At 51.0% G+C, this 21,254-nt stretch carries 22 protein-coding genes, 2 pseudogenes and 1 other annotated feature; of the genes and pseudogenes, 18 read left to right on the top strand and 6 right to left on the bottom strand.

What is annotated here, in order from left to right:
* Positions 1 to 98: 98 nt before the first annotated feature.
* On the bottom strand, positions 99 to 1,067 hold the full coding sequence (locus tag JNC80_RS17955; RefSeq protein ID WP_376711147.1) for a GlxA family transcriptional regulator: 969 nt from the start codon (positions 1,065 to 1,067) through the stop codon (positions 99 to 101).
* 104 nt (positions 1,068 to 1,171) lie between these two features.
* Between JNC80_RS17955 and JNC80_RS17950 the strand changes: the two genes are divergently transcribed.
* From JNC80_RS17950 to JNC80_RS17910, 9 genes are all read left to right on the top strand, one after another.
* On the top strand, positions 1,172 to 1,714 hold the full coding sequence (locus tag JNC80_RS17950) for a cysteine hydrolase family protein (protein WP_376711146.1): 543 nt from the start codon (positions 1,172 to 1,174) through the stop codon (positions 1,712 to 1,714).
* 24 nt (positions 1,715 to 1,738) lie between these two features.
* Complete coding sequence (locus tag JNC80_RS17945; RefSeq protein WP_376711145.1) at positions 1,739 to 2,611, top strand: MBL fold metallo-hydrolase; 873 nt, start codon at positions 1,739 to 1,741, stop codon at positions 2,609 to 2,611.
* A gap of 134 nt (positions 2,612 to 2,745) precedes the next feature.
* Positions 2,746 to 3,138 carry a tyrosine-type recombinase/integrase gene (locus JNC80_RS17940; protein ID WP_376711144.1) on the top strand — a complete coding sequence of 131 codons (393 nt, stop codon included), beginning with the start codon at positions 2,746 to 2,748 and terminating at the stop codon, positions 3,136 to 3,138.
* Between the two features lie 3 nt (positions 3,139 to 3,141).
* Positions 3,142 to 3,393, top strand: coding sequence for a WGR domain-containing protein (locus JNC80_RS17935; protein WP_376711143.1), 252 nt, complete (start codon positions 3,142 to 3,144; stop codon positions 3,391 to 3,393).
* 46 nt (positions 3,394 to 3,439) lie between these two features.
* On the top strand, positions 3,440 to 3,709 hold the full coding sequence (locus tag JNC80_RS17930) for a HigA family addiction module antitoxin (RefSeq protein WP_376711142.1): 270 nt from the start codon (positions 3,440 to 3,442) through the stop codon (positions 3,707 to 3,709).
* Positions 3,710 to 3,714: 5 nt separating this feature from the next.
* A complete protein-coding gene (locus JNC80_RS17925) occupies positions 3,715 to 6,477 on the top strand; it encodes a class I SAM-dependent DNA methyltransferase (protein WP_376711141.1) in 2,763 nt (920 codons plus the stop codon).
* Entirely contained in the window at positions 6,474 to 7,358 is an 885-nt protein-coding gene (locus tag JNC80_RS17920; protein WP_376711140.1) for a hypothetical protein, read from the top strand. Before JNC80_RS17925 ends, JNC80_RS17920 begins: the two co-directional genes overlap by 4 nt.
* Positions 7,355 to 9,397: a DEAD/DEAH box helicase gene (locus JNC80_RS17915; protein WP_376711139.1), complete on the top strand. Its 2,043-nt coding sequence runs from the start codon at positions 7,355 to 7,357 to the stop codon at positions 9,395 to 9,397. Before JNC80_RS17920 ends, JNC80_RS17915 begins: the two co-directional genes overlap by 4 nt.
* Positions 9,390 to 10,571, top strand: coding sequence for a GIY-YIG nuclease family protein (locus JNC80_RS17910; protein WP_376711138.1), 1,182 nt, complete (start codon positions 9,390 to 9,392; stop codon positions 10,569 to 10,571). Before JNC80_RS17915 ends, JNC80_RS17910 begins: the two co-directional genes overlap by 8 nt.
* A 22-nt stretch (positions 10,572 to 10,593) precedes the next feature.
* On the opposite strand, the gene JNC80_RS17905 is transcribed toward JNC80_RS17910, so the two are convergent.
* Genes JNC80_RS17905 through mobQ form a run of 3 tightly spaced genes read right to left on the bottom strand, consistent with a single transcriptional unit; the run spans position 10,594 to position 12,633 of the window.
* Positions 10,594 to 11,061: a hypothetical protein gene (locus tag JNC80_RS17905; RefSeq protein WP_376711137.1), complete on the bottom strand. Its 468-nt coding sequence runs from the start codon at positions 11,059 to 11,061 to the stop codon at positions 10,594 to 10,596.
* 11 nt (positions 11,062 to 11,072) lie between these two features.
* Complete coding sequence (locus JNC80_RS17900) at positions 11,073 to 11,324, bottom strand: hypothetical protein (protein WP_376711136.1); 252 nt, start codon at positions 11,322 to 11,324, stop codon at positions 11,073 to 11,075.
* Between the two features lie 19 nt (positions 11,325 to 11,343).
* Positions 11,344 to 12,633, bottom strand: coding sequence for a MobQ family relaxase (gene mobQ / locus JNC80_RS17895; protein WP_376711135.1), 1,290 nt, complete (start codon positions 12,631 to 12,633; stop codon positions 11,344 to 11,346).
* Positions 12,634 to 12,861: 228 nt separating this feature from the next.
* Here mobQ and JNC80_RS17890 point away from each other — a divergent pair, with 228 nt between their 5' ends.
* The 7 genes from JNC80_RS17890 (at position 12,862) to JNC80_RS17860 (ending at position 18,051) form a co-directional block, all read left to right on the top strand.
* The gene (locus JNC80_RS17890) at positions 12,862 to 13,134 is read left to right on the top strand and encodes a hypothetical protein (RefSeq protein ID WP_376711134.1); all 273 of its coding nucleotides are present in this window, start codon (positions 12,862 to 12,864) and stop codon (positions 13,132 to 13,134) included.
* Positions 13,135 to 13,143: 9 nt separating this feature from the next.
* Positions 13,144 to 14,988: a type IV secretory system conjugative DNA transfer family protein gene (locus JNC80_RS17885; protein ID WP_376711133.1), complete on the top strand. Its 1,845-nt coding sequence runs from the start codon at positions 13,144 to 13,146 to the stop codon at positions 14,986 to 14,988.
* Positions 14,989 to 15,204: 216 nt separating this feature from the next.
* The gene (locus tag JNC80_RS17880; RefSeq protein ID WP_376711132.1) at positions 15,205 to 16,257 is read left to right on the top strand and encodes a replication initiator protein A; all 1,053 of its coding nucleotides are present in this window, start codon (positions 15,205 to 15,207) and stop codon (positions 16,255 to 16,257) included.
* 125 nt (positions 16,258 to 16,382) lie between these two features.
* Positions 16,383 to 17,066 (top strand): AAA family ATPase, encoded by a 684-nt coding sequence (locus JNC80_RS17875; protein ID WP_376711131.1) that lies wholly within the window; start codon positions 16,383 to 16,385, stop codon positions 17,064 to 17,066.
* Positions 17,059 to 17,382, top strand: coding sequence for a stability/partitioning determinant (locus tag JNC80_RS17870; RefSeq protein WP_376711130.1), 324 nt, complete (start codon positions 17,059 to 17,061; stop codon positions 17,380 to 17,382). Before JNC80_RS17875 ends, JNC80_RS17870 begins: the two co-directional genes overlap by 8 nt.
* A 37-nt stretch (positions 17,383 to 17,419) precedes the next feature.
* On the top strand, positions 17,420 to 17,761 hold the full coding sequence (locus JNC80_RS17865) for a type II toxin-antitoxin system RelE/ParE family toxin (protein ID WP_376711129.1): 342 nt from the start codon (positions 17,420 to 17,422) through the stop codon (positions 17,759 to 17,761).
* Positions 17,758 to 18,051, top strand: a complete 294-nt coding sequence (locus JNC80_RS17860; protein ID WP_376711128.1) for a helix-turn-helix domain-containing protein — start codon at positions 17,758 to 17,760, stop codon at positions 18,049 to 18,051. Before JNC80_RS17865 ends, JNC80_RS17860 begins: the two co-directional genes overlap by 4 nt.
* Positions 18,052 to 18,067: 16 nt before the next feature.
* Here JNC80_RS17860 and JNC80_RS17855 read toward each other — a convergent pair.
* A pseudogene (locus tag JNC80_RS17855) lies at positions 18,068 to 19,125 on the bottom strand (IS3 family transposase); the annotation flags it as partial.
* Positions 18,728 to 18,844: a sequence feature (AL1L pseudoknot), on the bottom strand. Its footprint overlaps the pseudogene before it by 117 nt.
* A gap of 50 nt (positions 19,126 to 19,175) precedes the next feature.
* Between JNC80_RS17855 and JNC80_RS17850 the strand changes: the two are divergent.
* Positions 19,176 to 19,840: pseudogene (locus tag JNC80_RS17850) on the top strand (integrase core domain-containing protein); the annotation flags it as partial.
* A 206-nt stretch (positions 19,841 to 20,046) separates the two neighbouring features.
* Here the strand turns inward: JNC80_RS17850 and phnF are convergent.
* A complete protein-coding gene (phnF, locus tag JNC80_RS17845) occupies positions 20,047 to 20,808 on the bottom strand; it encodes a phosphonate metabolism transcriptional regulator PhnF (RefSeq protein WP_376711157.1) in 762 nt (253 codons plus the stop codon).
* A 132-nt stretch (positions 20,809 to 20,940) separates the two neighbouring features.
* Between phnF and JNC80_RS17840 the strand changes: the two genes are divergently transcribed.
* Positions 20,941 to 21,254: phosphonate C-P lyase system protein PhnG (locus tag JNC80_RS17840; RefSeq protein ID WP_376711127.1), on the top strand; the 314-nt coding region annotated here is incomplete at its 3' end.

Genomic DNA, 21,254 nt, shown 5'->3' with positions numbered 1-21,254 from the left:
GACGCAGTGCAAAACACGAGTTTGAAAGCGTTTTCAGTTCGCGAGGCTTCCGATGAAAAATCAGGATATGTGTAGCACTCAACGGCTGGGAGGCACGGTCATGCTCGAAACCGCTGGCGGTATTCTCCCGGTGACAGTCCAACGATCCGAAAGAAGATTTTGCTAAATGCGCCGGGATCGGAATAGCCGACCTCCCACGCGATGCGTTCAATCGGCGAATGCCCGAACTGCAGTAACTCTTGGGCCTTGGCAACCCGAAGGCGTTGAGCGTAGTCGGTGGCGGTCATGCCCGTGGCTTTCTGGAAGCGTCGCAGGAAGGTGCGTTCCTCCAGTCCCGCCTGTTCGGCCAGAATCGCAAGCCGTGCTTCTCTGCCTCCATTCGCCTGAAGAAAATGCTGCGCTTTAATGATTGCTGCGTCCCCATGGGTCAGCCGTGGAGCGAACCCGCTATAATAGCGTTGCTCTCGTCCCGGTGGATCAATCAGCAGCATCCGTGCGGTCTGTGCCATTACCACAGGACCAAGAAAACGCTCCACAAGCTTCAGGCCAAGATCGGTCCATGCCATCAGTCCGCCCACCGAAATGATATCTCCGCCATCGATAATCAGCCGATCTATATCGAGCGCCACATCAGGAAAGCGGTTGCGGAAGGCATCGGCAGAACCCCAGTGGGTTGTGATCGTTCGTCCGGCGAGAAGCCCGGTTTCCGCCAGAAGGAACGCCCCGGCACAGACGGAAGCCAGTACCGAACCCTCGCCATGACGTGTGCGCAGCCAGCGCGCAAGCGGCGCGGCAGCTTCAGCCGATATTGGTGGCTCCAGCGAAGGCGGCAGGATCAGCGCGTCGCAAGGGCCTGTGTTCTCCCCGGTTGCATCGGGATCGCTGTCGAACACCACAACGGGCTCTTCATCGCCCTCGATCCGCAAATGCCGCACCAGCAGGCGCGGGGTAGCGGGATCGGCGTTATCAGCCGTCCGGCAGGCGACCTTGAACAGATCGGTCAGTCCCAGCACCGCCGATGTCTGCGCGCCAGGGTAAAGCAGGATTCCTATCCGCACATGTGTCATTGTCGATATTGCCCATGATTCTGTCGATTTCGCCAGTTGCGACAACACTCGCCTGAAACGATATTCAGCGCAAGCAACAACTAACTCTGAAAGGATTTTTCGACATGTCGAAGCGCGCTATTCTGGTCGTTGACCTTCAAAATGAATATTGGCCATCGGGCAACCTCCCGCTCCATGGCATCGACGCCGCCTCCACTAATGCCGCCCGCGTCATGGCTCATGCCCGAGCGAAAGGTGATCTGGTCGTTAACATTCGCCACGAGATGCCCGGCGCGCCATTCTTCGTGCCCGGCAGCGACGGTGCTAAGATCAATCAAGCCGTGCTGCCGAAGGATGATGAGCCCGTCATCACCAAGCACTTCCCTAACTCTTTCCGCGAAACCGGGTTGAGCGATCTGCTCAAGGAAAAGGGCGTTGAGGACATCGTGGTCGTCGGCGCAATGAGCCATATGTGCGTCGATGCGACGGTGCGCGCAGCCAACGATCTGGGCTACAAAACCACAACGATTCACGATGCCTGCGCAACGCTTGATCTGAACTTCGACGGTGTCACCACTCCGGCGGCACAGGTGCACGCGGCGCTGATGGCAGCGCTTTCCTTTGGCTATGGCGAAGTGATCTCCACCGACGCCTTCCTCGCTCGCTAACGGCCTGTTCAGGAGAAGACTATCATGACCACACGCAGAGAGCTTTTTGCCCTATCGGGTGCTGCGCTTGTCGCCAGTGCCTTTCCGACAAGCGCGCAGGTTACCGCCACGCCGCAGGGCAGTGTGAAAATCACGCAGATACGCAACGCAACGCTCCATATCGCCTATGGCGGCGTTCGCTTTCTTGTCGATCCGATGCTTTCGGACCGTCACGCCTGGCCGGGTTTTGAAGGCTCGGTGAACAGCGAGGAGCGCAATCCCCTTGTGCATCTTCCGATAACGAAGGAAGAAATCATCGACGTGGACGCGGTGATCGTCACCCATCTGCACGAAGACCATTGGGATGAAGAAGCGCGCAAGGTTCTGCCGAGGGCGCTGCCGATTTTCGCGCAGAACGATGCGGATGCTGCAACCATCCGGGGACAGGGGTTCTCCGATGTGCGCGTGCTTTCGGACACGTCCAGCTTCAAGGGTGTACGGCTCATCAAGACGGACGGTCGTCACGGGACCGAGGCGCACTACGCCAAGATCGGCGATGTTCTGGGCGAAGCTTGCGGTGTCGTGTTCAGGACGGCCGGACTAAAGACCATCTATCTGGCTGGCGACACGATCTGGCACGAGCGGGTGGCGGCAGCTCTGAAAACGTATCGTCCAGATGTGGCTATCCTGAACACCGGCTATGCGATGACCGCCGGGATTGAGGGCGGCATCATCATGGGAACGCAAGATGTGCTTTCGGTCCACAAGGCCGCCCCTGAAACCCTCCTGATCGGCAGCCATATGGAAGCGGTCAACCACTGCACTGTGAGCCGGGCTGACCTTCGGGCTTTCGCCCGTGCCAACGGTTTCGCCGCCAAGCTGCGCACTCCTGGCGATGGGGAAACCCTTATCGTCTGAGGTAACGCCTATTGTCCTTGGGCCACCACGGATACCGTGATCGGGCAACGATCCTTGCTCGCTTAGGCGGCCGCCTTCCGGCAGGCCGCCTATCCGAACTCGAAATACCCGTACTCATTAAAAGGCTCCTCAAATTGGAGCGCAATGTCACGACCGGGCACTTCTCAGGTCAATCCCGTCAGCCATGTTCCCACAACGTTCTTCGAGCTGGCCAAAATCGCAGCTTCGGGCCGACTGGGCCTAGCTGGTTGTTTACCGGTCAGGGCGTAAGATGGTCTCATACGCACATCAGTGAAAGTCAGCTTTGGCGGTTGTTTAAATCCTGGCTTGAAAAGGCGCGCCTCGATCCCAGTCTCTATGGCCTCCATTCTCTGCGAAGAACCTTCCCAACCTATATTTACCAGCAGACCGGCAACTTACGCGCTGCTCAATTGCTACTCGGCCATGCCAGTATTGAAAGCACCAAAGAATACATTGGCACAGAGCAAGCTGAAGCTTTAGAAATCGCACGCAAATATCATCTTTGAGCCATGCAGATTTATCTCGAAAAACGATTGTCTACGAGAAATATTTCCCGGTTTTACCGAATGGAAGTTCTCCAGAATTTGTTTGGCGAATGGACTCTTTACAGAGAATGGGGCCGGATAGGGCAGGGCGGTCAAATTCGGATGGATTATTTTACGGATGAAAGCCAAGCGATCGCCGCTATGCTCGCATTGGTAGTGTCCAAACGTAAGCGCGGTTATTGGTTGGAACCTCAGCAACTTAGGATGTTCGATTGATAATCGACAATTATCACTATACATTCGCCCCAACCAAGGAGCTGACGTGCCTCACCCAGGAATCATCGTTCGAAAAGAGTGTCTTGATACCAACGGCCTTTCTGTCACCGAGGCCGCGCAGGTACTCGGGTGTAACCGTCAAACACTTAGCAATCTCCTGAATGGACGCTCTGGAGTTTCACCAGAAATGGCCCTTCGGTTGGAGAAGGCTTTTGGCACCTGTGCTCGCGCTTGGATGGAACGGCAAATGAATTACGAACTGGAAACGATTATGGCTCGCGCCCACGAGATCGAAGTCCAGCCATTTACAAGGTAGACCTTATGAACCCGGTTGAAATTGAGCAGGCTATTTCTGACCTCGCCGAGGCTCCCTTTGATGCCATAGAGTTCCCATATGCTTTCCTCGAAGCTTTCGGGCGCAAAGAAACTGAGATCAAGAAGCTGCGCAAAGGCGACAGCAATAAGTCTGATTTTTCCGGACCATGGGGCGGCGTCCTGCAACGCAACAATATTCACATCGCAACCTGTGCGCTTGGTGAAGTTTCCCGAACCTTAGCTGCGCTCAAGGCCAGTCCTGCCACAACTAAGCACAAGGCCAAATTTATCCTCGCCACCGACGGGCAGGAATTTGAGGCCGAAGATCTAATCGGCGGCGATACTGTCGCTTGCGCCTATAAAGACTTCGCCGATAGCTTTGGAGTTTTTCTACCTCTCGCTGGCATATCAACGGTCAAGCAGATCAAAGAAAGTGCCTTCGATATTAAGGCGACAGGCCGCCTGAACCGCCTCTATATGGAGTTGCTGAAGGACAATCCAGAGTGGGGCAAAAGCGAACGTCGGCACGATATGAACCATTTCATGGCGCGGTTAATCTTTTGCTTCTTCGCCGAAGACACCGACATTTTTACCACGTCAGATCTATTCACCGGTACGATTGATCGTATGTCGAACCGTGACGGCACGAATACGCATGAGGTCATCAGCGAAATCTTCCGCGCCATGAACGTCGCGATCAAGGACCGTGACGGCTCCAATCTGCCCCGGTGGGCCGATGCCTTCCCTTATGTGAATGGGGGACTATTCTCTGGCTCAACCGAAGTGCCACACTTCTCCAAGATTGCGCAGCGATATCTTAGCCATATTGGCGGTCTGGATTGGACAAAGATCAACCCAGACATCTTTGGCTCTATGATCCAGGCTGTGGCGGATGAGGACGAACGCTCTGTCCTCGGCATGCACTACACCTCCGTACCGAACATCCTGAAGGTATTGAATCCACTCTTCCTCGACGACTTGAACGCTGTGCTGGAAGAGGCGGGCGACAATAGCCGTAAACTTCTAAACCTGCGCAACCGCATCGCGAAGATCCGAGTGTTCGACCCCGCCTGCGGATCGGGAAACTTCATTGTCATCGCCTACAAGCAGCTTCGAGCGATCGAGGCCGAGATCAACCGCCGCCGGGGCGAGGCCGATCGCAAGACGGACATTCCTTTGACCAACTTTCGCGGCATTGAAATACGAGATTTTTCCGCCGAGATCGCGCGGCTGGCGCTGATCATTGCGGAATACCAATGCGACGTAAAACATCGCGGGCAGAAAGAAGCGCTGGCCGAGTTTCTACCGCTGGATAGTCAGAACTGGATCACCTGTGGAAACGCTCTTAGGCTCGACTGGCTTTCGATCTGCCCACCGACTGGGTCAAGTGTGAAGTTCCAATCGGAGGATCTGTTCCAAACGCCCCTAGACCAAGCTCAAATCGATTTTGAAAATGCAGGAGGCGAGACCTATATCTGCGGAAACCCGCCCTATCTGGGGAGCCAGTGGCAAAGTGCGGAACAAAAAGAAGACCTAGGACGTATTTTTGCCGGTCGCACGAAGAACTGGAAATCGCTTGACTACGTCGCCGGCTGGTTCATGAAGGCCGCTGATTATGGCCTGCACACACCAACGGTTTCCGCTTTGGTGTCCACCAATTCCATATGTCAGGGCCGCCAAGTTGAGACGTTATGGTCGCTGATATACGACACTGGACATGAAATAGCCTTTGCGCATGATTCATTTAAATGGGCAAATCTTGCTTCTCATAATGCTGGCGTGACCGTTGTGATTGTCGGAATTTCTAACTCCTTGTCTACGTCGCGGCGGCTTTTTACAGAAGTAGCTGAGGGCGATACGACAATGAGAGAAGTCAGCAACATCAACCCATATCTCATTGCTGGTTCCAATGTGTTGGTGAAAACGGCCACTAAACCCTTGTCTAAGCAAAACGAAATGAGCTTCGGCAACATGCCGAATGAAGGCGGACATCTTTTGTTAAGCTCTGCGGAAGCAGTTCAAGCGATCGAACAATATGAGGTGCCTGCGAAGTTTATCAAACCGTTTTTGGGGTCTCAGGAGTTTATTCGTGGCATTGAACGCCGATGCGTATGGGTGACCGACGATGATCTCGATGAAGCTAATAGGATCACTTGGTTAACGGATCGCTTTGCCGCAGTGAGGCAACAACGCGAGAACTCGGATCGCGCGACAACAAAAACTTTGGCAAGTTCGCCTCATCGGTTCGGAGAGGTTCGGCAAACCGGTAAAGAGCGAGTTATAGCAGTAGCTGCAATCAGCTCAGAAAATCGTGAATATCTTCCGTGCGGATTACTTGCACCTGGAACAGTGATTTCCAACAAGTGCTACGCCCTCTACGACGCCCCTCTGTGGAACATGGCTTTGATAGCCTCGCGCCTGCATTGGGTCTGGATCGGGACGGTCTGCGTACGTCTTGAAATGCGTTTCAGCTATTCCAACACTCTCGGCTGGAATACCTTTCCCGTTCCCAAGTTAACCGAGAAAAACCGCGAAGACTTAACTCGCTGCGCAGAAGATATCCTTCTGGCGCGCGAGGCCCATTTCCCGGCCACCATCGCCGACCTTTACGATCCGAAGAGCATGCCTGCCAACCTCCGTGCTGCGCACGACCGCAACGACGAAACCTTGGAACGCATCTATATCGGTCGCCGCTTCAAGAACGACACTGAACGGCTCGAAAAGCTATTCGATATGTACATCAAAATGACAACGAAGGTGAATGCATGACGGAATTCAACAGCATGACCTTAATGGCGGCGGGTGAAGTGATCGCTGAAATGTCAACTCAAGCGGCATTTTCGTCGTTGCTGTTGAGTTGGGATGTTGATGAGTTTTGTGGTTCTGGATCTGTTGACTCGAAAGTGAATGACCTTGTGAGGCTCGCAAAAAGCAGCATGGGACGGCGATCTGTGCTAACAATCAACGGCCACTGCGAACTACGCAGAGCTATCATCGAGCATGCTATCACTGCTTCTAAACAGGCCAAACATAATAGAGCTGACGCGTGGGAACGGCTTGTCGCTGGCCTTAAGATGGACGGTTTTGAGGTCAGTGAAGAGAAGTTTCCTGATTCCTCGGGAAGGCAATCCATTTTCGAAGACGGGCCTGCCATGGTCTCCAAGCCAATACTGAGACGAATGCTACCTCAGTCAGTGCCTGGCATGGATTTACGTGAAGCTGACGACGAAATAACTAGCCTTCTGAAAAAACACTCCCTCTCTACTGCTTTGGGGCACCTGCAGCAGGCTACAGCCACATTTCAAAGTGGCCATTGGTCCAGCGCTAATGCAATGATACGGGATTTTTACCAAGAGCTTCTTGATAAAATCGCCGAGAAATTGGGATGTGATCCGAGAGTTAGCGATGACCAAAAACGGCAATACCTTGCTAGCGCCGACTCCGGACCTTTTCTCTATCACGAGTACAATGAGTGGGAAAATGACAGAGGCAAGCCTGCCTATGTGTTGGGATTATGGGCAAGGCTTCACCCTCATGGAAGCCACCCAGGCCTATCTGATGAAGATGATTGCGCTTTCAGGTTTCAGATAATCTTGATTACCACACGTGTTTTCCTGAGGCGTTTCGATAAGAGAGTTAGCCTAAAATGACCACATCCGTTCCTTCAGTTTCTGTCACCTATCCGGCTAACGGCAGCTCAACAGAATCCAATGAACTGGGCATGCGTACCATGCAGGAACGCGCCTATGAAAAAAGAGGCGAGCAGTACCTGCTGATCAAGTCACCGCCTGCTTCCGGAAAGAGTCGGGCGTTGATGTTCATCGCGCTCGACAAGCTGCATAATCAGGGGCTTCGGCAGGCGATTATCCTAGTGCCGGAAAAGTCGATCGGATCAAGCTTTGCCGACGAAACATTGTCAAAATTTGGTTTCTATTGGGATTGGACCGTCGTGCCGCGCTGGAACCTCTGCAATGCGCCGGGAGGCGATAGCGGTAAAGTCGGGGCCCTCGGAAAGTTTCTGGAAAGCGATGATCGAATACTCATCTGCACTCATGCGACTTTCCGTTTTGCCGTGGATAAGTTCGGAATTGAGGCATTCGATGACAGACTAATTGCCGTGGATGAATTCCACCATGTTTCGGCCAATCCCGACAACAAACTTGGTACCCAACTCGGCACTCTTATTGCCCGTGATAAAGCACATGTAGTCGCTATGACCGGGTCATATTTTCGAGGTGACACAGAGGCTGTATTATCGCCAGAAGATGAGGCGCGATTTAAGGCCGTCACTTACACATATTACGAACAGCTTAGTGGCTACAGCTATTTGAAGACACTCGACATCGGCTACTTTTTTTACAACGGCTCATATCTAAATGAACTTCTGAGCGTTTTAGATACAAACAAAAAGACCATCTTGCACATCCCAAACGTTAATTCACGAGAAAGTACTAAGGATAAACATCGTGAGGTCGAGCTCATTACCCATGCCCTAGGCGAGTGGCAAGGCACAGACCCTGCAACGGGTTTTCAACTTATTAAACGTCCAGATGGTAAGGTACTGCGGATTGCGGATCTAGTAGATGATGAGCCACTCAAGCGCGATAAAGTAGCATCGTCACTCAAAGATCCGAGCCAAAAGTACAACCGCGATCACGTTGATATCATCATCGCGCTTGGCATGGCGAAAGAAGGTTTCGATTGGATTTGGTGTGAACACGCGCTGACGGTGGGTTACAGATCCAGCCTGACTGAGATCGTACAGATCATCGGTCGCGCAACACGGGATGCCAAGGACAAGACCCATGCCCGCTTTACCAATTTAATAGCTGAGCCTGATGCTTCGGAAGAAGCTGTCCGAGAAGCTGTCAACGATACACTAAAAGCTATTGCCGCGAGCCTATTGATGGAACAGGTGCTGACGCCGAAGTTCGAGTTTAAGCCGAAAACGCCTACCAACACGGCACAAGATGGTTTTGACTATGGTGAAGGCGGCTATGACGACAACAAGTGCAACGTGGGCTTCAACGAAGCCAAAGGCACCTTCCAGATCGAGATCAAAGGGCTAACGCCCCCCAAGAGCCCAGAAGCCACCCGCATCTGCCAGAATGACCTAAACGAAGTCATTACCGCTTTCGTTCAGGACAAAACTGCAATTGAGCGTGGGTTATTTGATGAAGAAATGGTGCCAGAAGAGTTAACCCAAATAAAAATGGGTAAGATCGTGCGCGATAAATACCCTGAACTGGACGAGGTTGATCAAGAAGCAGTGCGCCAACACGCTATTGCCGCGATGAATTTTACTCAACAGGCCAAGAAGACGCTTGTTGGGGATGGAACCGATGCCCCAACCAATACGGCTTTTGTCGATGGTGTTCGCCAATTCGCCATGAGCGTTAAAGAACTAGATATCGATCTGATTGACCGTATCAATCCCTTTAGCGAAGCCTACGCGATCCTCGCTAAAGCTATGAGCGAAGAAAGCTTGAGAGAGGTTGCGGCAGTGATCCAGGCAAAAAAAATAAAACTATCGCCAGAAGAGGCTCGTGACCTTGCCAAACGCGCCGTCAAATTCAAACAGGAACGCGGTCGTCTTCCCTCTTTGACATCCGCTGATGCTTGGGAAAAACGCATGGCTGAAGGCATAATATTCCTTACCCGGATGAAACAGGAAGCATTAAATGGCTAACATATTCACGGATGACGACGATGCCTTGCTGTCAGAACTGGGTATTGAGGTAGAGAAAAAGAAAAAGATCGCACGGACTCCACGCGAAGAGCGGATTATCTCGGGGTTCGAAGATATTAGAAATTTTATCTCCGAACATAATCGCCTACCACAGCATGCAGAAGACGGTGACATTTTCGAGCGCCTTTATGCAGTGCGCTTGCAACGTTTGCGAGAACTGCCAGAAGCAACAGATCTTTTAAAAGACTTAGATGATACTGGTCTTCTTACGGGGCTCGATATCTCACCAATAGCCGAAGATATCAATGATGACGAATTGCTTGCAGCTCTTGGGATCGAAGTTGTGCCATCTTCGATCACCGAGTTAAAGCATGTTCGTCCTAACATAGAGCGGAAGGCGGCAGAAGACGTTGCCATCCGCAAGCGATGTGAGGACTTTGAAAAATTCCAACCATTCTTCGAAAAAGTTCAGCGCGAGCTGGATTCTGGCGAACGTGAAACACGTCCCTTCGAACTGAAAGCAGAAATCCAAAAAGGTCGCTTTTTTATCGTGGAAGGCCAGAAGGCATATGTCGCAGAGATGGGCGAAGAAACCCTAACCGATCAAGGCCGAACGGATGCCAGGTTGCGGGTGATTTTCGACAATGGTACAGAAAGCAACATGCTTATGAGGTCACTCCAACGGGCCTTAAACAAAGATGAAATGGGGCGTCGGATTACCGAGTCAGCTGCCGGTCCTTTGTTCGCGGATGCTCCTGAGGAGGGCGACAGCTCAACGGGCACCATCTATGTGCTACGGAGTAAATCAGATCACCCGATGGTGGCAGATAACCGGGAGCTGGTCCACAAAATTGGCGTAACGACCTTAGGGGTCGATAAGCGGATCGCGGGTGCCCAGCTTCAACCAACATTTCTCATGGCCCAAGTCGAGGTTGTCGCAACCTACGAACTTTACAACATCAATCAGACCCGACTTGAAAACTTGATCCATCGGATATTCGGTGGCGCGCAGCTGGATATCGAGATCGCTGATCGGTTCGGTCGGCCCGTCATACCACGTGAATGGTTTCTGGTGCCGCTATTCGTGATTGATGAGGCTGTTCAAAAAATTAAGGATGGCACGATCACGAATTTTAGATACGACCTAGAACAAGCTCGCCTCGTACCCTGCTAAAAGAAATAATATACGGGCCCTATCAAAGCACCCCAAAAAACTTATTTTGCTCGAAATAATATCGGTCACGAGCGGGCTTCACATCCAGCACGGCCTCAAACGGATGCGCCTGGATCACCAATACAGGCCAATCCTTGCCGTCCTCCACCGGAAAATAGGTCGCAATTATCTCCGCATCTGATGTCAGTAAGCTTGGAATATTGTTCCAAACTAACAACGGGCCATCTGTGATATGTCCATCATCATTCAATGTAACGTGCCCTGCCATAGCACTATGCCATGCTTGAATTTCACCTTCAGTTTCCAGTAATACAAAATCTGGTCTGGGGTCAGGCGACATTGATGGATCTTTGACACGAAATGCATAAATGGTCGGCAAGGCCCCATAAGGGGCCTTATCCGGCATCTGGTACAGCATGCTGTCGTATACATCTGTATATCGAGGAAGAGAGCGAGCTTGGCTTGCTTCTTTTTTGAGAAATCCAAACATTGCTTTATCCTTTAGCGGGGACTGATCTTTAAACCTTTTGGCTGGTTATGCCTTTCCCCTTCAAAGGATGCAGGAACAGCATCAATCCCGATATCCCAAAGAGCCGCAAGAAGGCCACCTTTGCTCACCATGTTTGCAGCTTCTTGGCCGTAGGCGGCTACAAAATCATCAGTATCCGCGAACACTTGTGGACTATTATCCGCAATGCGCTGTGCCATTTCTTTTACGGCAGGCTGGTCTTTGTGATAGCGTTCTTCAAACATTGTGGGATCCTTTCAATTTTTAACGTTCTCTATCTCTATCTCTATCGCGAGCGCGGCCTTGTCCTGGTTCGATCGCACTATCATGGCCACGCCCGAGAATCTTTTCACGCCGCCCTTGGTCACGATCTTCGCCGTCACGGGCGGCAATGTCCCGTTCTATCGCAGCTGTATCACGCTCCTGTCCGATATCGCGCGCACGTCCAAGGATGGCGTTACGACGATGTCGGTCTGGATCATCGGGCGCAACCCTCTCCCGTCCGACATCCGGCGCTTGCACCCCAGAGCGCGCTACGTCACGCCCCAATACAGCAGCTCGGCGCGCATCCATGTCATTACGCTCGGTACATGTCTGCGGTCTCTCGACCTCCCCCATAACCCTCTCCTTGATCCGAGACAGTGCCGCGCCTGCGCGATCCCAGAGCCGATCCAGCCGCTCACGGGTGGATGCTATGAACGCCCGCCCTCGCTCCATCAGCTCAAGGCGTAATTCCAATTGCTTTCGGCCGAGCTCTTCGCGCTGTGCATTGCGTGCCTGTGCCGCGCGGAATGCGTCACCACGCTCGGTGACAATACCACGTTTTTCTTGAGCATTGGCTGATGGCCCTATTTTAGGCTCGGGCTCCCGACTGAGTTCAATCACTTTTTTCTCGCGCTCAAACGCAATTTCTTCCTGCCCGTTCGCACGCGCACGCTGAACCTGTTGCTCGGCCTCGCTACGCTGAGCATCAAGAGATCTGTGATCTATGCGCTCTGATCGCCCTGCCCGCTCTAGAGCGATATTGGTATCTTGTGCCCAAGCTTCACGCCATCCCACAAGCAAGTCTGGTGCATTCCAACCACGTTCTTTTTTTCCAAAACCATCGCCGGTCATTTCACGCATAGTCAGCATGACATGCGCATGGGGTTGACCAAACCCATCACGAGCCTTGCCCTCATGAACGGCCACATCCGCGATCATCCCGCGATCGACAAATTCACGCTGAATAAACCCGCGTAAGAGCTCTAAGCGTTGACCGCGATCGAGTTCCCGGGGAAGGGAAACTTCGATTTCACGAGCAAGCTGTGCATCGCGCCGTTTTTCGACAATCTCAACTGCATTCCAAAGCTGGTTACGATCACGCATCCAGTCAGGTGCATTCTCAGGCACCATGATCTCGCAATGGTCGACGCCTCCCTTACGGCTGTAATCATACTCTAGGCCCTGCCGGTCATCATGCAGCCGCCCTGCCGTTCGATAGGCGGCGGCTGCAACAGAAGACCGGCCTCCTGCTCGACTGATGACTTTTGCACTTAAATGATAGATCGCCATATCTCTGACGCCTCTTTTCAAAACAGGGTCCAGCGCCTGATTGCGGTGGTTGGAGCTCGAGGGGAAACCCTCGTCAGGTGGCAAAGCCACCTTTTGGGAAGCTGTCCGGCGTGGGATTTATCCCGTTGAGGACGCGCACATTGCACAAGCAATGTATAAGCGCGCATTTCTAACTATTCAACATTAATTTCACATGCTAGCCTTGCCAAAATAAACTCCGAGGGTCCCATGCACAAAACACAGCCGTTCGACACTGAGCTTGCAGAACTCACTAAAAAGAAAAAGCAGGTTGATGCTCAGATCGCCACGCTTGATGCAAGGCGACACCTTTCTTTAAAAAAAGACAAAGACCGCATTAAATGGCTTTTAGGCAATTTGGTCTTTGACCGTTTGAACGCCGATCCTGTTCTTGAAAACATCGTTCGGCGTGATTTGCCAGAACGTCTCACTCAACGTGACCATGATCGCGGTCTCTGGCAAATTTTATTTCCTGAACAGTGAGGATCAACCATGAGTTTTATGCTGGAAACCCGCCACTGGGTCGCCATGATCATCGCTGCGCTTTTAGCTGTTTTAGCCGTGATCTACCTGCCTGCGATAATCTACATTTATCCAGTAGCCACTTATGCTTTTCTGGTTATCGCTCTTGCTGTGATATTCGATAGTCTCGCAAACGCCATAGAAGGCCGTAGAGCACCATTAAAGCTCGCAGCATGGATATGCCTTCCCTTGGCAGCCCTGATCACCCTAGCCCCACTTAAAAGCGTTTTTAGCGATATGCAGATGACCGTCCAAGCATGGACAAGCGCGGGATGGTCGCTTCCACGTGGAATTTGGGAAGGGTTCAAGGGGTTATCCCGATATTCTGCCCCACATAAACAGGCGATGCTCGTATCTTTAGGCCTTGGGGTTGCTTTTGGAGCATTAGCGATAATTATCCCGCTAGGTTCGATTTTAAATCCTCGTATTGGCCGCAATCGAAAATCAAATACTGGCCCTTGGCAAGCAGGATGGATGGCCCCAAGCGACATTGCCAGTCTTGCAAAGAATAAGACTGGTCTGCCACTCGCGCTCCATAATGGTAAATTGCTACGTTATCAGAAAAATGATGCGAAGGGATGGCGGGGCGGGCACCATCTTGTTGTTTCTGGCACACGCGGCGGGAAAGGTGTTAGTGCCGTAATCCCTGCAATTATTGATCATCAAGGGCCAGTTGTTGTTTTAGACATTAAGGGCGAGAATTTCGCAGTAACTCGCCGTTATCGACAATCGCTTGGCAGAAAAGTTGCTGTGCTTAATCCTTTTGGGATCATTGAGGATTCCAATGATCAGTTTAATCCTTTGGATTATATTCGACCGAACGAATTAGGACGAGACATAGCTCTTGTTGCAGATGGTTTAGTCAGACCAGATCCAGGGGATGGCGCACATTTCTCTGAAATGGCGCGTCAGCTCGTAACAGCTGCGATTGAAGTGGTCGTTACGCAAGAAGAGCCCAATCGCCGTAACCTGATCGCTGTTGCGGATCTTCTCTTATCTGGAAACCTCGATAAAACGCTCGAGATGTGGGTTAAAAACAAAGATCTGGTTGGATATCGTCCTGCGCAAACGGCAGCAACCATTTTGCGGGCAGGCGATAGAGAACGCGGTTCAATTCAAACGGCTGTTTCGAAAGCCTTTGAATGGATGCAATCAGATAATATGCGCCACTTTTTGGCGCGCTCCAGTTTTGACATGGATGATCTTCTTGATGATCAGGTGGATCTCTTCATCGTAGTGCCTTTGGACCAAGTAGATAAGCAGGCAGTGTTTATGCGCCTATTTATCAATCTGGTTTTAGGAACTGTCGTTCGCCAAGATGGGCGACGTAAAGTCAAAGCCCCAATTCTCCTTGCCCTTGATGAATTTGTTCGTATGGGGCGTATGGAGCAGATCATGAATATCGCTAATGTCGCGGCAGGTGCTGGGGTTGAGGCGTTGTTCGTCACCCAAGATACGGGCCAGGTTGAAAAAGCGTATGGGCCAAATGATGCACGTTCTATTTTTGGCTCCTGTATCACCAAGCGTGTTTTTAATCTCAATGATATTGAAACAGCTGAATGGGTAGCGCGTCATTTCGGAGATAACACTGTTTATTCTCAGCAAATTCGTGAAGCAAAAACGATGAATGAAAAGCGAGATTTTTCTTATTCAGAGCAACGTCAAAAAATAATGACAGCTGAGCAGATTATGGGCATGAAAGCAGATGAACTCTTGCTCTTGGTGGGTAATCGTAGTCCGCTTAAAGCCAAGCAGAACATTTATTTTAAAAGTAAAAATTATGATGAAAAATTTGATGAAAATCCGTTGAATTGATCAAATTTTATAAAGTTATCCACAATCGTGCAGTGTTATATATGTGTTAATATAGTGTTATGCATCAAAAAACATTCGGTAAAATATTGATTTATAACACTATATTCTAAAGCTCGGTGGGTGATAACACGAAAGATGGTGGGTAAAAGCACGAAAGATGGTGGGTGATAACACGAAAGTCTTGACCTTGGTGGGTGATAACACGAAAGTGGTGCAATGGTGGATGATAACACGAATCTACGCTCTCCTCTCCTGCCCGATCGGATGCAGCAGGGAGATTTCTTTGTGTGCGATATCTTTGATGCCGCGCCCAAAGGGGATATGGCTTCAATGGAGCACCCTATTTTTTCGATTGCTACGAAGCCTGATCGACATGTACGGCGTTATGAAAATGGTCCGAATTTTGTAGAAGTCATTCCCTCGGTGAAGGGTTTGGCAACAGTTCATGACCGAGATGTCCTGATTTACTGCATTAGCCAATGTATCGCTGCACTTAATGAAGATCGTGAAGTTAGCCCGACAATCAGGTTCAAAGCGTATGACCTGCTGTCGGCTACGAACCGAGGTACTGACGGGCGAGGATATGAGCAATTAAAAGCTGCTTTGGAACGGCTTAAAGGAACGACGATTACCACCAATATTATTACGGGTGGTAAAGAGGAGTTCGATGGATTTGGATTGATAGATCGCTTCAAAATTATTCGAGAAACTCGTGACGGGCGGATGCAGGAGGTGGAAATTCGCTTATCTGATTGGGTGTTTAATGCCATCAGGTCGCGAGAAGTTTTGACGCTGCACCGTGATTATTTTCGCCTCAGAAAACCACTTGAAAGGCGGGTCTATGAATTGGCACGCAAACATTGCGGAGCGCAAAAGGAATGGCGAATTGGTCTAAGCAAGTTACAAGCTAAATGTGGATCTTCATCGACAGAGAAAGAATTTCGACGACTTGTCTCGAACATCGCAAAACAAGATGAGCAGTTTGAACATATGCCGGATTATGCGGTTCGAATTGAAAAGGACGTAATTATTTTTACGAACCGTCGTATGGAAGATGTTAAATCTCATTCGGCTTCTTTTTCGACAATTCGCTTAGATCTGGACACATATCAAGAAGCACGTAGAGCTGCTCCTGGTTGGGATGTGTATTATCTTGAACAGGCTTGGCGATCATGGATGCTTGATGGAGGTTTAGATGCTCCAAAAAATTCTGATAAGGCATTCATTGGTTTTTGCACAAAATGGTTTGAAAGGCGCGGTAGACCGTAAAATTACACCATATGGTACCTTCTTAAATTCTACAAGATATCTAGTAGCTACTAGATATCTTTAAATACCAGATAGATATCTGGTAGCTATCTGGTATAGTGTCTAAAAAACAGAGTCGAACACATATGCCCATTATATCATTTGCCAATCCCAAAGGCGGCGCCGGAAAAACCACGACGGCCTTGATTCTTGCTACGCAACTTTCAGAAAGTGGCGCTAGCGTTACGATCCTTGATGCCGACCCTGAACGCTGGATATCCCAGTGGGCGAATCTCCCAGGTAGGCCAGAGAACATCTCTATTGTGAGCGGTATCACAGAGGATCGTATTGTTGATCAAATTGAGGAGGCTTCCGGAAAATCTCAATTTGTGATCATTGATCTAGAGGGAACAGCCAGCCTGATGGTAGCAAATGCAATCGGTATGTCCGATTTAGTGTTGATCCCAATTCAAGGCTCTTCGATGGATGCGAAGGGAGGCGCCAAAACTATTCGATTGATACATAATCAAGCGAAGATGGCACGTCGTGTTATTCCACATTGCGTAGTATTGACCCGTACTAGTGCTGCTGTCCGCTCCCGTGCACTTAAAAACGTTCAAGAACAGCTCACTCAGAGCGGTATTGATGTATGTAAGACCCCGATAGTAGAGCGCGCAGCCTATCGTGACCTTTTCGACTATGGTGGTACGTTAGCTGGTCTTGATCCATCGCAGGTAAGCAACGTTGATAAGGCAATCGAGAATGCGCGACAGTTTGCCGGGGAAGTGGTAGGAAAATTAATGCAAGGACAGGGGCAAATCGATGAGTAAACAACGGGCAAACCTTGGCTTCGGTGATGCTCTGACTAATCTCAGTGCTTTCGTTCCCACCCCAAAGACAGCACCAAAAGATAATTCTACAGAAGAGGCCGCTGTAGCCGCAGGGTTTGTAAGTAGAGAGCCTAAGAGCCCTGTTCAAATCAAGCCGCAACGTCGTCGCAGAACTGGGCGTAACGTGCAGTTTAATATTAAAGCTAAGTCGGAAACAATCGAAGCCTTTTATGAGATTGCTGATGCTAATGGTTGGGGATTAGGGGAAACCTTAGAACATGCGGTTGTTCTGCTTGAGAAATATAAAAAATCATAGTGCGCCATTGACGCATGCGCCATTGAAGTATATGTAAATGACTAAATTGCAAACTGTAGTTGAGTTGCCTGAGTTCCAACGCCGCGCACAATCCATTATGACGGACGTGGAGCGTGAGACGGTGATCACTTGGATTGCCGCAAATCCAGAAGAGGGTGTTTCCCTAGGTGGTGGATTGAGAAAAATCCGTGTCCCCAGAGAAGGTGGCGGAAAAAGTGGAGGGTTCAGAACGATTTATGTGTTTGGCGGACGTCACATGCCGATTTTTTTAATCACGATTTTCGCAAAAAACGAAAAGGCTAATTTGACTCCTAAAGAACAGGCAGCGACTGTAAAAATGAGCAAAGCGATCGTTTCAATGTGGAGCAACAAACAATGAGCGCATTTGAGAGTATAAAGAAGGGGTTGGACGAGGCCCTTGAATTTTCGAAGGGATACGAGGTCGGCTCTCAGGTTCACGAAATTATCTTGCCCGAAATAGATGTAGCTAAAATTAGAGCGCAAACTGGGTTGTCTCAAACCGATTTCGCCCGCAGTATAGGTGTGGCAAAAGGAACACTTCTGAACTGGGAACAAAGGCGCCGTACGCCGCAAGGGCCGGCTCAGGTATTGCTCGCTTTAATCGAGAGAAAACCTTCCGTGGTTCAGGATTTGCTCGTTAAGCTGTGATGTTCGTGCATTGCTCCACTTCGGCCTTGTAAAGACCATTAATGGTCTCCGCCAAAGCATTGTCATAGCTGTCGCCAACACTTCCCACTGAAGGTTCAATCCCTGCTTCGGCGAGGCGCTCGGTGTAACGAATAGACACATATTGAGAACCGCGGTCGCTGTGATGAACCAGACCGCCTCGATGGGCTGGACGCCTCTCGTGAATCGCTTGCTCCAAGGCATCCAGCACGAAGCTGGTGTGAGCTGTTCTGCTTGCCCGCCAGCCCACAATCCGGCGAGCGTAAGTATCGATAACGAAGGCCACATATACAAAGCCCGCCCAAGTGGCCACGTAGGTATAATCTGAAACCCAGAGCATATTCGGCGCAGGAGCGGAAAATTGTCGGTTCACATGGTCAAGCGGACATGGAGCAGTTTTGTCGCTCAAGGTGGTGCGAACCGGCTTGCCCCGGATCACGCCCTGCAGGCCGAGATCACGCATCAATCGCGCCACAGTTGATCGGGCAACGGCAAAGCCTTCGCGCTGCATCTGCCGCCAGACTTTACGGATCCCATAAACACCAAAGTTCTCCGAAAATACGCGCAAAATCTCTGGTTTAAGTGCAAGATCGCGCTTCGCACGGGCCGACTGCAGCGCAGGATTGCGGCGCTGCGCTATGCGTTCCCAGTATGTGGATGGGGCGATCGGCAGAACACGGCAGATCGGCTCGACCCCATAGTCATCGCGATGCTCGTCGATGAAAGCAATCATTTGCGAAACGGGCGGTCGAGCTCCGCCTGGGCAAAATATGCCGAAGCCTTACGTAATATCTCGTTGGCTTGCCGTAGTTCACGGTTCTCACGCTCCAGGGCTTTTAGGCGATCTGTCACTTCGGTGGACACACCTACCCGTTTGCCACTGTCGATCTCAGCCTTCTTAACCCAGTCATGCAGGGTGGACGGTACACAGCCAATCTTCTCAGCTATCGAAACCACTGTCGCCCAGCGAGAAGGATAATCTCGTTCATGATCCAACACCATGCGGATCGCGCGTTCCCGAACCTCGGGTGCAAATTTGTTCGTCGTCTTGCTCATAATGGCTCCTTCTACTCAAGAGTTGGAGCCTCCGGCAAACGTGGGACGGTTCAGGCTGGATAGTGAACGTCAAACGGGTCGAGTGCATCTGGCGACGGGAGGGGCCGAAGGTGCCTCACAAGCAACCGAAGCACGGACGGCTGTGGCTGAACGACAGTTCGTGCATCCGGCTTCGACCGGAATACCCAAACCATGTCTGGCCCTACGACTTCGCCGAGGATCGCACGCACAACGGCAGGAAAATCCGCATGCTCAATGTGATCAACGAGTTCACGCGGGAATGCATCGCCATTGGGGCCGAGAGAAAGCTGAAGGCCGTCGATGTCATCGACGTGCTTTCCGCATCTTCATTCTGCGCGGCATCCCCACCCATACTCGTTCCGACAACGGCCCTGAGTTCATCGCCAAAGCACTCCGGGAGTGGATCGCAGCAGTCGGTGCCAAAACCGCCTGCATCATGCCGGGCAGCCCTTGGGAAAACGGCTATTGCGAGAGCTTCAACTCCAAGCTCCGTTACGAACTGCTCAACGGTGAAATCTTCTACACGCTGAAGGAGGCGAAGATCATCATCGAAAACTGGAGACAGCATTACAACACCGTGCGGCCCTACTCATCGCTGGGCTACAAGCCATCCGCACCGGAAGCGGTCGTATGGCCACAACAAAGTCGGCCAGCCTCAACACCGGTGGTGGCCAGAAGACCGACCATGCACTAACACTCCAAACGGATCACCCCATCGGGCAGGCCACCCCGTGCGGTGACGTCCTGCCCGAATACTTTCATCATTCAGTTCGACATACATACGCGGGTTCGCGTTTGAACCCTTCTGCAAATTCTTGCTGCTTCAATTCTAAGTCTCCTGTCAGTCTTGTCTAACAGAAGCTCTCAACTTTTGAAGGCCAAGTCCAAGGAAAAAGGTGGTCACATGATTGAGTTATTTTCATTGTCAGTTTCTATCACGAACTCCATACGGTCTGAAGAAAACCGTGTTAGTGAATATTGTATAGGCTTTCCCTTAGTATCGATATTAATTGCGCGAGCGGTCAGAACGATTGCACCTGGAGACAATTTGAGATGTTTGAGATCGTCTGGATCGGCATGGCGTGCCGATACCACAGTCGATTTCCTGAAATAATCACTGATGCCTGCCGCTTTGAAAGCGGAAGTGATCGAGCCGCTGGCCGTATAATCTTCGGTGAAAGTCGGAAAAGCGTTTGAATCTACCCAGTGAGTGGCGATTGAGATGGGGTGCCCGTCGGCGCTGTGCATGGTCTCTAATCGTAAGGCTACAGAACCAATATCCATTCCAAGCGCCTGCGCGATGTCAGTAGTCGCAGTTTCCAAAGAAGAGCTGAGCAGTATGCCCTTGGTTTCGCTCACTTGTGGGGCGAGCGCTTGTGAAATACGCGTGCGGCGCCCGATCTGGTAGGTGAGGCGCTTTGCATTGGCGATAAAGGTGCCGCGTCCTTGTTCCGCGCGCAATACACCTTCCTGAGTAAGAGCCGCAATTGCGCTGCGTACGGTATGGCGATTGACGCCAAATCGTTCAGCCAGATCCATTTCGGCTGGCATGCGCGCACCCGTTGTAAGTTTCCCGGCCATGATGTCACCGCGTATCTCGTCGGCAATCTGCCGCCAGATGGCTACACCGCTGTTTCTTTCAATCCGTCCGCTCTTTTTCATCGGCGCCTTTGTCATCAATTGTCATCGTCCTGTCATTGGCAGGGTGTATCTATTCTGATATTGTATAGTTGTCTATATGAATAGACAATTAAGGTTATCAAGTCAACCGGATTAGATAAGGCGGATAAGCTCATGAACGCGACGGAGCAAACGACAGTCGAAAGTGGAGATGGCTCCACGGCTGGAGCCAATTTTGCACTGGATACAACGCAGGCTGCACGTCAGGCAAGCATGGCGCTTCTCGCGCGCGCAAGCGGTGAAGAATTGAAAACGTTCTGGCAGAACTGGGCGGACAAGCCTGAATTTGAAGTTTTGCGTGGTCCGGAAATCGGACTGGTCATGATGCGTGGCCGCATTGGCGGTGGCGGTGCCCTGTTCAATGTAGGCGAGGCAACCGTTACCCGCGCAACTGTTCGTCTGGCGAATGGCTCTGTAGGACATTCCTA

It is taken from the genome of Pseudochrobactrum lubricantis, assembly GCF_041929865.1.
GTDB lineage: Bacteria > Pseudomonadota > Alphaproteobacteria > Rhizobiales > Rhizobiaceae > Pseudochrobactrum > Pseudochrobactrum saccharolyticum.
This window is presented reverse-complemented; position numbering and strand designations above follow the sequence as displayed.

Bases quoted from the DNA above. Each gene is read 5' to 3' on its own strand.
- JNC80_RS17915 (WP_376711139.1), top strand. From the start codon at position 7,355: ATGACCACATCCGTTCCTTCAGTTTCTGTCACCTATCCGGCTAACGGC.
- phnF (WP_376711157.1), bottom strand. From the start codon at position 20,808: ATGAAAAAGAGCGGACGGATTGAAAGAAACAGCGGTGTAGCCATCTGG.
- JNC80_RS17890 (WP_376711134.1), top strand. From the start codon at position 12,862: ATGCACAAAACACAGCCGTTCGACACTGAGCTTGCAGAACTCACTAAA.
- JNC80_RS17875 (WP_376711131.1), top strand. From the start codon at position 16,383: ATGCCCATTATATCATTTGCCAATCCCAAAGGCGGCGCCGGAAAAACC.
- JNC80_RS17955 (WP_376711147.1), bottom strand. From the start codon at position 1,067: ATGACACATGTGCGGATAGGAATCCTGCTTTACCCTGGCGCGCAGACA.
- mobQ (WP_376711135.1), bottom strand. From the start codon at position 12,633: ATGGCGATCTATCATTTAAGTGCAAAAGTCATCAGTCGAGCAGGAGGC.
- JNC80_RS17950 (WP_376711146.1), top strand. From the start codon at position 1,172: ATGTCGAAGCGCGCTATTCTGGTCGTTGACCTTCAAAATGAATATTGG.
- JNC80_RS17945 (WP_376711145.1), top strand. From the start codon at position 1,739: ATGACCACACGCAGAGAGCTTTTTGCCCTATCGGGTGCTGCGCTTGTC.
- JNC80_RS17935 (WP_376711143.1), top strand. From the start codon at position 3,142: ATGCAGATTTATCTCGAAAAACGATTGTCTACGAGAAATATTTCCCGG.
- JNC80_RS17905 (WP_376711137.1), bottom strand. From the start codon at position 11,061: ATGTTTGGATTTCTCAAAAAAGAAGCAAGCCAAGCTCGCTCTCTTCCT.
- JNC80_RS17910 (WP_376711138.1), top strand. From the start codon at position 9,390: ATGGCTAACATATTCACGGATGACGACGATGCCTTGCTGTCAGAACTG.
- JNC80_RS17900 (WP_376711136.1), bottom strand. From the start codon at position 11,324: ATGTTTGAAGAACGCTATCACAAAGACCAGCCTGCCGTAAAAGAAATG.
- JNC80_RS17885 (WP_376711133.1), top strand. From the start codon at position 13,144: ATGAGTTTTATGCTGGAAACCCGCCACTGGGTCGCCATGATCATCGCT.
- JNC80_RS17920 (WP_376711140.1), top strand. From the start codon at position 6,474: ATGACGGAATTCAACAGCATGACCTTAATGGCGGCGGGTGAAGTGATC.
- JNC80_RS17865 (WP_376711129.1), top strand. From the start codon at position 17,420: ATGACTAAATTGCAAACTGTAGTTGAGTTGCCTGAGTTCCAACGCCGC.
- JNC80_RS17925 (WP_376711141.1), top strand. From the start codon at position 3,715: ATGAACCCGGTTGAAATTGAGCAGGCTATTTCTGACCTCGCCGAGGCT.
- JNC80_RS17870 (WP_376711130.1), top strand. From the start codon at position 17,059: ATGAGTAAACAACGGGCAAACCTTGGCTTCGGTGATGCTCTGACTAAT.
- JNC80_RS17880 (WP_376711132.1), top strand. From the start codon at position 15,205: ATGGTGGATGATAACACGAATCTACGCTCTCCTCTCCTGCCCGATCGG.
- JNC80_RS17860 (WP_376711128.1), top strand. From the start codon at position 17,758: ATGAGCGCATTTGAGAGTATAAAGAAGGGGTTGGACGAGGCCCTTGAA.